The following is an 8,158-nucleotide window of genomic DNA, read 5'->3' as shown; positions in this document are numbered from 1 at the left end:
TGCTCTGCTCTGCTCTGCTCTGCTCTGCTCTGCTCTGCTCTGCTCTGCTCTGCTCTGCTCTGCTCTGCTCTGCTCTGCTCTGCAATGAGTGATGGCAGATCACGGAAACAAAAAAAGCGCCCTGAGGCGCTTTTTTCATATCAACCGGATGATCAGGCTTTGAACTTGCTGAACACCAGAGAAGCGTTGGTACCGCCAAAGCCGAAGCTGTTGGACATGACGGTGTTGAGCTCGGCCTCTTCGTACTCGCGCACGATGGGCAGACCTTCCGCTTTCTCGTCCAGAGTCTCGATGTTGATGCTGGGCGCGATAAAGCCGTGCTCCATCATCAGCAGGGAGTAGACAGCCTCATGCACGCCGGCAGCGCCCAGCGCATGACCGGTCATCGCCTTGGTGGCGGAGATCTTGGGACCGTTGGCGCCAAACAGAGTCTGGATAGCTTCCAGCTCCTTGGTATCGCCCACCGGGGTGGAGGTACCGTGGGTGTTGATGTAATCAACCTTGCCGACACCCTGCATCGCCATCTTCATGCAACGCACCGCGCCTTCGCCACTCGGGGCAACCATGTCGTAGCCATCAGAAGTAGCACCGTAACCGGTCAGCTCGGCATAGATGTGAGCACCACGGGCCAGAGCATGTTCCAGCTCCTCAACCACCAGGATGCCGCCGCCACCGGAGATAACGAAACCATCGCGGTTCGCATCATAGGTACGGGAGGCTTTTTCCGGCGTGTCGTTGTACTTGGTAGAGAGTGCACCCATGGCGTCAAACTGGATGGTAGAGGACCAGTCCAGCTCCTCGCCGCCACCAGCGAAGACCACATCCTGTTTGCCAAGCTGGATCAGCTCCAGCGCGTGACCGATGCAGTGGGCAGAGGTGGCGCAGGCGGAGCTGATGGAGTAGTTGACCCCCTTGATCTGGTAAGGGGTCGCCAGACATGCAGAGGTGGTGGAAGACATGGTACGCGGCACCATGTAAGGGCCCACACGCTTGACCCCTTTCTCACGGGCGATGTCCACAGACTCCGAGGTGTTCTTGCCGGAAGCACCACCTGAACCGACCACCAGGCCGGTACGCTCGTTGGAGACCTGCTCTTGCGCCAGACCAGCATCTTCAATGGCCTGCTGCATGGAGAGGTAGGCGTAGGCCGCAGCGTCACCCATGAAACGCATGACTTTACGGTCGATCAGTTCAGACGGCTCGAGTTTGATATTACCCCAGACACGGCTGCGCAGGTTGTGCTGCTCGAACTGCTCGGAATAGGTGATGCCGGATTTACCTGCTTTCAGGGAGGCCAGCACTTCTTCCTTGTTGTTGCCGATACTGGAGATGACGCCGATACCGGTGATCACTGCTCTTCTCATTAATTCATCTCGTCTGGAAAAACTGGCGCCAAGTCTACCCGCTTTCGGCTGCCAAACTGGTCTGCTTTCACGTAGAATGCCCGCGTTTTTGTGACGCGAGCCGAGGAAAACGTGAGTCAAACATCCTTACATCATGCCCGATTGGACTGGAATGAGGCGGGAACTCCAGTCTCCAGTGAGTTCGGGGATGTGTACTTTTCCAATGATAACGGTCTAGCTGAAACGCGCTATGTCTTTTTGCAGCAAAACCGGCTGCCAGCGCGATTTTTGCACCACGATCGTGACACTTTCGTGATTGGTGAGACAGGTTTCGGCACAGGTCTTAACTTTCTGGCGACAATGGCAGCCTTTCTTGAACAGGCGCCCCAAACCGGCAACGGCTCCCGCCTTCACTTCATCAGTTTTGAAAAATACCCCCTGACCCAGGGCGATCTGCGCAAGGCGTTGGCCGCTTGGCCCGAACTCTCTTCCTTGAGCCAGGATCTCATCGCGCAGTGGCCCATCCCGGTGTCCGGCTGCCATCGCCTTATCTTTGCCGGTGGCCGGATCCGGCTCGATCTCTGGTTGGGCGATATCAAGGATATGATGCCGCAACTGCCCCACCACGCTGAGGGGCTGGTGGATGCCTGGTATCTGGATGGCTTTTCCCCCGCCAAAAATCCCGAGATGTGGACGCAAGCGTTGTTCGACGGCCTGGCTCGCATAGCCCGTCCTGCCGCCACCATCGCCACCTTCACCTGTGCCGGCTTCGTGCGCCGTGGCCTGATTGCTGCAGGCTTTGCCATGAAGAAGGTGAAAGGGCACGGTAGCAAGCGGGAGATGCTGGCGGGGGATCGCACCGACAAGCAGCCGCAACAGACCATTGCCCCCTGGTATGCCCGCACCGCAGGCAGGGATGGCGAGGTGCTGATCATCGGCGGCGGCATCGCCTCGGCCATGACGGCGCTCTCTCTGGTAGAGCGTGGCCGCAAGGTGACTCTGCTCTGTGAAGATGACGAACCAGCCAACGGCGCCTCAGGCAACCGCCAGGGAGCCCTCTATCCACTGCTTAACGGCGAGCACGATGCGCTGTCGCGTTTCTATTCGCTTGCCTTTGGCTATGCCCGCCACCGCCTGCTGGCACTGGCCGAGCGCCATCCCGTCGCATTTGCCCTGTGCGGGGTAACCCAGCTCGGTTATGACGAAAAATCGGCAGCCAAGCTGGCGAAAATGAGTCAGGGCCCCTTCCCGTCCGAGCTGATGCAACCCCTCTCGACCGTGGAAGTAGAACAGGTCGTCGGCCTGCCCTGCGGCCACAGCGGCGTCAGCTACCCGCTGGGCGGCTGGCTCTGCCCGGCGGATCTAACCCACGCTGCTATCAAAGAAGCACAAGCCAGCGCGCTGCTTGAGGTGGTGTTCAACACCGAGGTGGTTGCCATTGCCGAACAGGTGGATGGCTGGCAGGTCGAGAGCCGTGACGGACGCCGCTGGCAAGCCCCCAATCTGGTGGTTGCCGCCGGACACAAGCTGTCTGCGCTCATCCCCTTTGCCGAGCTGCCGCTCTATCCGGTGCGCGGTCAGGTGAGCCATGTGCCGACCTCAGCCAGCCTGAGCCGGCTCAAGACCGTGCTCTGCTACGATGGCTACCTCACTCCAGCCCATAACGATCACCACTGCATCGGCGCCAGCTATGGCCGCAACCAGACCGATCTTGCGTTTCGCGCTGAAGAGCAGCTCCAGAACCAGGCGCGGCTGCAAGCCAGCCTGCCAGAGCAAAGCTGGCCCAGCAAGGTGGATGTCAGCGGCAATGAGGCTCGGGTAGGCGTGCGCTGCGCCAGTCGGGATCACCTGCCGGTGGTGGGGCCAGTCGCCAGATTGGCAAGCCTGGCGGATCACTACGCCGGGCTGCACACCGATCAGCAAGGTGCCGCCCCCCTACCGTGCCACCCCGGCCTCTATGTGCTGGGGGCGCTGGGCTCAAGAGGTCTCTGCTCGGCGCCACTTTGTGGCGAGCTGCTTGCCAGCGAGATCTGCGGTGATCCGCTGCCACTGGCAGCCGATCTGCTGGAAGCGCTCCACCCGGCCCGCTACTGGGTACGCAAGCTGCTCAAGGGCAAAGCGCTGGCATAATGCCAACGACCCGAAACGACAAGGCCGCCCACAGGGGCGGCCTTTCTTGTATGCCTATCTTGATTAGCTCGACTACTTGGGCCAGTGGACACCGAGTTGCTCGCCATAACGGGTTTGTCGCTGAAAATCGGCAATCCGGCTGCGGATCTTCACCAACTCTCCCTGCCCCGCAGCCCAGGCGGCATAACGCAGTGCCTGACAGTCGCTGTGAGCAGGCAAGTCAGCAATGGCGCCGCCAACCTGATTGGCACCTTGTTGAACCATCTCCTTGAAGCGGGACTCATAGTCGAACATGCTGGCCAGCAAGCGAGCCCAGCGCTGGCGCGCCGGATCGGCCGCGTTGTTCTTCCCTTCACCACTATTTTCACTCTGGCGCCAGCGGGGTAACTCAACCGTCGCACGGGTGGTGACGGTGACTCTGCTCAGCTGGCAGAGCCCCTGCAGCTGATCGGTCTCCAGTTGCCAATCGAGCTGATAACTCGCCTTGCCAAGCACGGGGTTGCCATTCACCTTGGGGGCACTCTGGGCAATAGCTTGGGCCAGTTGATCTGGCTGGGCAGCACTGACCTCATAAAAACGAACATTGATACGGGACTCGGGGACCACTTGCGGCCTGATTGGCTGCGCCTGACTCGCCAGGGGCAACAGCAGCGCCGCAACCCCCACTACCACTCCATAGAACTTGCTGACCATGCCAGACTACCTTCCTTGATTGCACGGGCGAAGTACCGACCTTGGGGAAACGCGCCGCCACACAGATAACGTCTATAGCCTATGTGTGCCAAAGATATGGCGCAACACAATGATGGACCAGAAATCAGAGCCCGCTCACAGGTTCCGTGAGCAGAGTATGGCACAAGGCCAAATCTGTATTTTTATTGGGCAGAGCGACTGATGCGCAGCCAGTTGAGGTGGTAGTTTTTCACATTGATGTCGTGACCATCTATCTGAATGAACTGATCATTTTTAAGACGGTTGGCAAAAAAGTCCTGATCTGCCCCCTCTTTCAGCCACAGCTCGCAAAGCCCCCGTTTTCCCTCCCCGGGATAGAACCGGGTGATCACCAGCACCGCCACACCGTCCACCCGGATGCCATTGCGATTCATACACTCCCCCTCACTCATGCGCGATGCCAGCGCGGCATAACGGGGAACCTGCCCTCTGGCCACCACCACCACACCGTAGGAGTGGGCAGCCATCAATCGCCGCATGGCGACCGCCTGATGGGGGCCGGTCTGATGAAATCCATCGTTCTTCATGGCAACGGCCGGCAGCGGCAGCAACATCCAGCAAAGGGGCCATATCCAGCGTTTAACACCTGATAAACGACGAAAAACCATACAAAATCCTCAAAAGAAAACCTGAGGGCGGCAAGGCTATTACGTCAAAAATTCAGGGTAAAGCACCTTTACCCTTCTTTAATTCTGCAAAACAGGCCAAACGTTGATTAGGTTCACACTGCATCGAGTTTCATATCGCCAAATTACCTCTATAGGAATAGACTCCGAACCCCTCTTGTTTAATGGAATGGAATAGATGCTGGAACTCATCATCGGCACCCTGGTCACTCTGGTGGTCGGGCGCGCCATCTTCAAAGGATACTCAGCGACAGGCGTGTTGCTGAGCGGCGGCTTGCTGCTGCTGGTCGTCACGGCCCTGATGGGCAAGCCGGTGCTGCCGAGCAAGGTGACAAGCACCGGTTATATCGCCACCGATATCTTCGAATATGTCCGCTTCCTGCTCAACGATCGTGGCGGTGGACTGGGGATGCTGATCATGGTGCTGTGCGGCTTCGCCGGCTACATGAGCCACATCGGTGCCAACACTATTCTGGTCAAGCTGGCCAGCAAACCGCTCGGCATCATCAAATCCCCCTATATCCTGCTGGTTGCCGCCTATCTGGTGGCCTGTGCCATGTCGCTGGCAGTCAGCTCCGCTACCGGTCTTGGCGTGCTGCTGATGGCAACCCTGTTCCCGCTGATGGTCAACATGGGGATCTCCCGTGGAGCCGCAGCCGCCGTGTGCGCCTCGCCAGCCGCCATCATTCTGGCTCCGACCTCCGGTGACGTGGTGATGGCCGCCCAGGCTGCCAACATGCCGCTGCTGGACTTTGCCTTCAAGCTGACCCTGCCCATCTCGCTGGTCGCCATCGCCTGTATGGCGGTGACCCACTTCTTCTGGCAGCGCTACCTCGATCAGAAATCCGGCGAGCACAACGAGCCGGTCGCGCCGAGCGACCTCATCACCACGGCGCCCGGCTTCTACGCCATTCTCCCCTTCACCCCCATCATCGGGGTGCTGGTGTTTGACGGCAAATGGGGCCCGCAGCTCGATATCGTCACCATCATCGTCATGTGCATGGTGCTGGCCAGCCTGCTGGAGCTGGTACGCCTGCGCAACGGCAAGGAGCTGCTGGATGGTCTGCAGGTCTGCTGGCGCAACATGGCCGACGCCTTTGCCGGCGTTGTGATGCTGCTGGTCGGTGCCGGTGTCTTCGCTCAGGGTCTGATGACCATCGGCTTTATCGACACCCTGCTGGCCCACGCCCAGGATCTGGGCTCGGGCGGCATGATCATGATGCTGTCACTGGTGGTGATCACCACCCTGGCCGCTTTCACGACCGGCTCGGGCAATGCCCCCTTCTACGCCTTCGTGGAGCTGATCCCCAATCTGGCCACCAGCCTTGGCATCAACCCGGCCTATCTGGTGATCCCCATGCTGCAAGCCTCCAACCTGGGCCGCACCATTTCACCGGTCTCAGGTGTCGTGGTCGCCTGTGCGGGGATGGGCAAACTCTCGCCGTTCGAAGTGGTCAAACGCACTTCGCTGCCAGTGGCCGTCGGCCTGCTGGTGGTGATCGTCGCTACCCAGATCATGGTTCCGGCCTGATCGCTGACCAGCCCGGTCTGCGCCGGGCTGGTATCTCTCCCCCCCTTTGCAGTAGACTCTGTGCTCTTTTTCCCCAAAGGAGGACCGAGATGAGTATTACGGTTCAACTTGCCCACTTCAGTGATTGCCACTCCCATTTCGATGGTGCGCCGATAAGCTTCACCCCCGCCGGAGAGTCCCAGTGGCGCACCCAGTGTGGCGGTTATGCCCGGATCCTGACCCGCCTGACCCAACTGCGCGCGCAAGCGGCTGCAGCAGGTCGCGGCTGCCTTTTTCTGCACGGCGGCGACTCCTTTCAGGGCTCCCTCTATTTCAACCGGTTCAAGGGGCGAGCCAACGCCGACCTGCTCGCCATGTTGGCCCCCGATGCGATGGTGATCGGCAACCACGAATTCGATCTGGGTAATGGCCAGCTGGTGGAGTTTCTGCGCCAGCTCGATTTTCCGGTGCTCGCGGCCAATCTGGACAACAGTCAGGAGCCGGCCGATACGCCTCTTCGCCTGTGGGATATTCCCCACCTCTACGACGCCCATCAGCCCTGGCATCGCCGGGTCATCGACGGCGTCCCCTTTGCCCTGCTCGGGATCACGCTGGCCCAGATGGCGGCCATCGCCAATCCGGATCCCCACACCCGCTTCCACGGGGTGAACGAAACCCTGACCCGGGTCATTCGCGAGATCAAGGGCGAAGGGATCCACCATATCGTGCTGCTGAGCCACCTCGGGCTGGATCAGGACAAGCTGCTGGCCGAACGCTTCCCCGAGATCAGTCTTATTGTGGGCGGCCATACCCACAGCCTGCTGGGGGATCTTGCGCCGCTGGGCCTGCCAAGCGAAGGGGATTATCCCCTGCTGCACAATGGCGTAGCCATCATGCACGCGGGCCACAGTGCCCTCTGCCTTGGCGTCTGCGAGCTCACCTTCGATGAAGCTGGCCGCGTGGTAGATAGCCACGGCCAGCTGGAGTGGCTCCCCTGGCAACCCTGGCCGTTCGGCTCCACCCCGCCAGCCGGACTCACTTTCTGCGAACCGGATGCCAGGCTGGAGCAGCATCTGGCCAAACGCTACCGGCCGGAGATCGAGACCATGACCCAGCGCATCGTCACCAGACTCGATACCCCGCTCCCCCATCAACGCCTGCCCGATGCCAACCTGCCTCACGGCAGCCATGTCGCACCGCTGGTAGCCCATGCCATGCTGATGGCGGCCCGGGAACAGGTAGGCGAGGTCGATTTTGCCCTGCACAACGCTGGTGGCGTGCGCTGCTCGCTGGAGCCGGGCCCCTTGAGCGAGGCCGATATCGCCGGTCGCCTGCTCCCCTTTGCCATTCCCCTCACCCTCTATCGGGTACACGGCCACGAGTTGGCGGAAGCGCTGGAGAATGCAATCGACAACGCCACCAATAATGGCGTGGTCGGCAATGGCAACGGCAGCTTCCCCTACACCGCCGGGGTGCGCTTCACCTACCAGGCCGATCGGCCCAAAGGTCAGCGTATTACCCGTCTGGAGTGGGAGCCTGCGCCAGACTGCTGGCAACCGGTGGCGTCCGACCAGGTCTATCGCGGGGTATCGAGCGCCTACACCGCCTCCGGCAAGGAGGGCTACACCGCGCTGACTCGCACCCTGACCCAGCACAATCAGGAGCTTGGCATCACGCTAGCCGATGCCTTTATCCGCTGGGCCCGCCATCAGCCGGAGCTGCGGGCCATGCCACCGCGAGTCGAGTACCTGCCGTAAAGGCCCCTCGATGTGCCTGTCTGCATCCATATCGGGCAGATAGGCACTTTTCGTCTCTGA

At 60.5% G+C, this 8,158-nt stretch carries 6 protein-coding genes; 3 read left to right on the top strand and 3 right to left on the bottom strand.

The window, feature by feature from the left end:
• Positions 1-152: 152 nt before the first annotated feature.
• Complete coding sequence (gene fabB, locus NOM67_RS02560; protein ID WP_042030619.1) at positions 153-1,364, bottom strand: beta-ketoacyl-ACP synthase I; 1,212 nt, start codon at positions 1,362-1,364, stop codon at positions 153-155.
• A 90-nt stretch (positions 1,365-1,454) separates the two neighbouring features.
• Here fabB and mnmC point away from each other — a divergent pair, with 90 nt between their 5' ends.
• The gene (gene mnmC, locus NOM67_RS02555; protein ID WP_255933606.1) at positions 1,455-3,473 is read left to right on the top strand and encodes a bifunctional tRNA (5-methylaminomethyl-2-thiouridine)(34)-methyltransferase MnmD/FAD-dependent 5-carboxymethylaminomethyl-2-thiouridine(34) oxidoreductase MnmC; all 2,019 of its coding nucleotides are present in this window, start codon (positions 1,455-1,457) and stop codon (positions 3,471-3,473) included.
• 72 nt (positions 3,474-3,545) lie between these two features.
• Here mnmC and NOM67_RS02550 read toward each other — a convergent pair whose 3' ends face one another.
• Both NOM67_RS02550 and NOM67_RS02545 read right to left on the bottom strand, forming a co-directional pair.
• Entirely contained in the window at positions 3,546-4,166 is a 621-nt protein-coding gene (locus tag NOM67_RS02550; RefSeq protein WP_156852891.1) for a DUF922 domain-containing protein, read from the bottom strand.
• A gap of 182 nt (positions 4,167-4,348) precedes the next feature.
• Positions 4,349-4,732, bottom strand: a complete 384-nt coding sequence (locus NOM67_RS02545; RefSeq protein ID WP_255933603.1) for a hypothetical protein — start codon at positions 4,730-4,732, stop codon at positions 4,349-4,351.
• Between the two features lie 277 nt (positions 4,733-5,009).
• Here NOM67_RS02545 and dcuC point away from each other — a divergent pair, with 277 nt between their 5' ends.
• Both dcuC and NOM67_RS02535 read left to right on the top strand, forming a co-directional pair.
• A complete protein-coding gene (gene dcuC / locus NOM67_RS02540; RefSeq protein ID WP_033115719.1) occupies positions 5,010-6,362 on the top strand; it encodes an anaerobic C4-dicarboxylate transporter DcuC in 1,353 nt (450 codons plus the stop codon).
• Positions 6,363-6,451: 89 nt separating this feature from the next.
• The gene (locus tag NOM67_RS02535) at positions 6,452-8,098 is read left to right on the top strand and encodes a bifunctional UDP-sugar hydrolase/5'-nucleotidase (protein WP_255933602.1); all 1,647 of its coding nucleotides are present in this window, start codon (positions 6,452-6,454) and stop codon (positions 8,096-8,098) included.
• Positions 8,099-8,158: the final 60 nt, after the last annotated feature.

This window comes from Aeromonas sp. SG16 (assembly GCF_024436135.1).
Taxonomy (GTDB): domain Bacteria; phylum Pseudomonadota; class Gammaproteobacteria; order Enterobacterales; family Aeromonadaceae; genus Aeromonas; species Aeromonas jandaei.
Note: the sequence above shows the minus strand (reverse complement) of the source record. Positions and strands in the feature narration are given on the sequence as shown.

Bases quoted from the DNA above. Each gene is read 5' to 3' on its own strand.
- dcuC (WP_033115719.1), top strand. From the start codon at position 5,010: ATGCTGGAACTCATCATCGGCACCCTGGTCACTCTGGTGGTCGGGCGC.
- fabB (WP_042030619.1), bottom strand. From the start codon at position 1,364: ATGAGAAGAGCAGTGATCACCGGTATCGGCGTCATCTCCAGTATCGGC.
- NOM67_RS02550 (WP_156852891.1), bottom strand. From the start codon at position 4,166: ATGGTCAGCAAGTTCTATGGAGTGGTAGTGGGGGTTGCGGCGCTGCTG.
- NOM67_RS02545 (WP_255933603.1), bottom strand. From the start codon at position 4,732: ATGAAGAACGATGGATTTCATCAGACCGGCCCCCATCAGGCGGTCGCC.
- NOM67_RS02535 (WP_255933602.1), top strand. From the start codon at position 6,452: ATGAGTATTACGGTTCAACTTGCCCACTTCAGTGATTGCCACTCCCAT.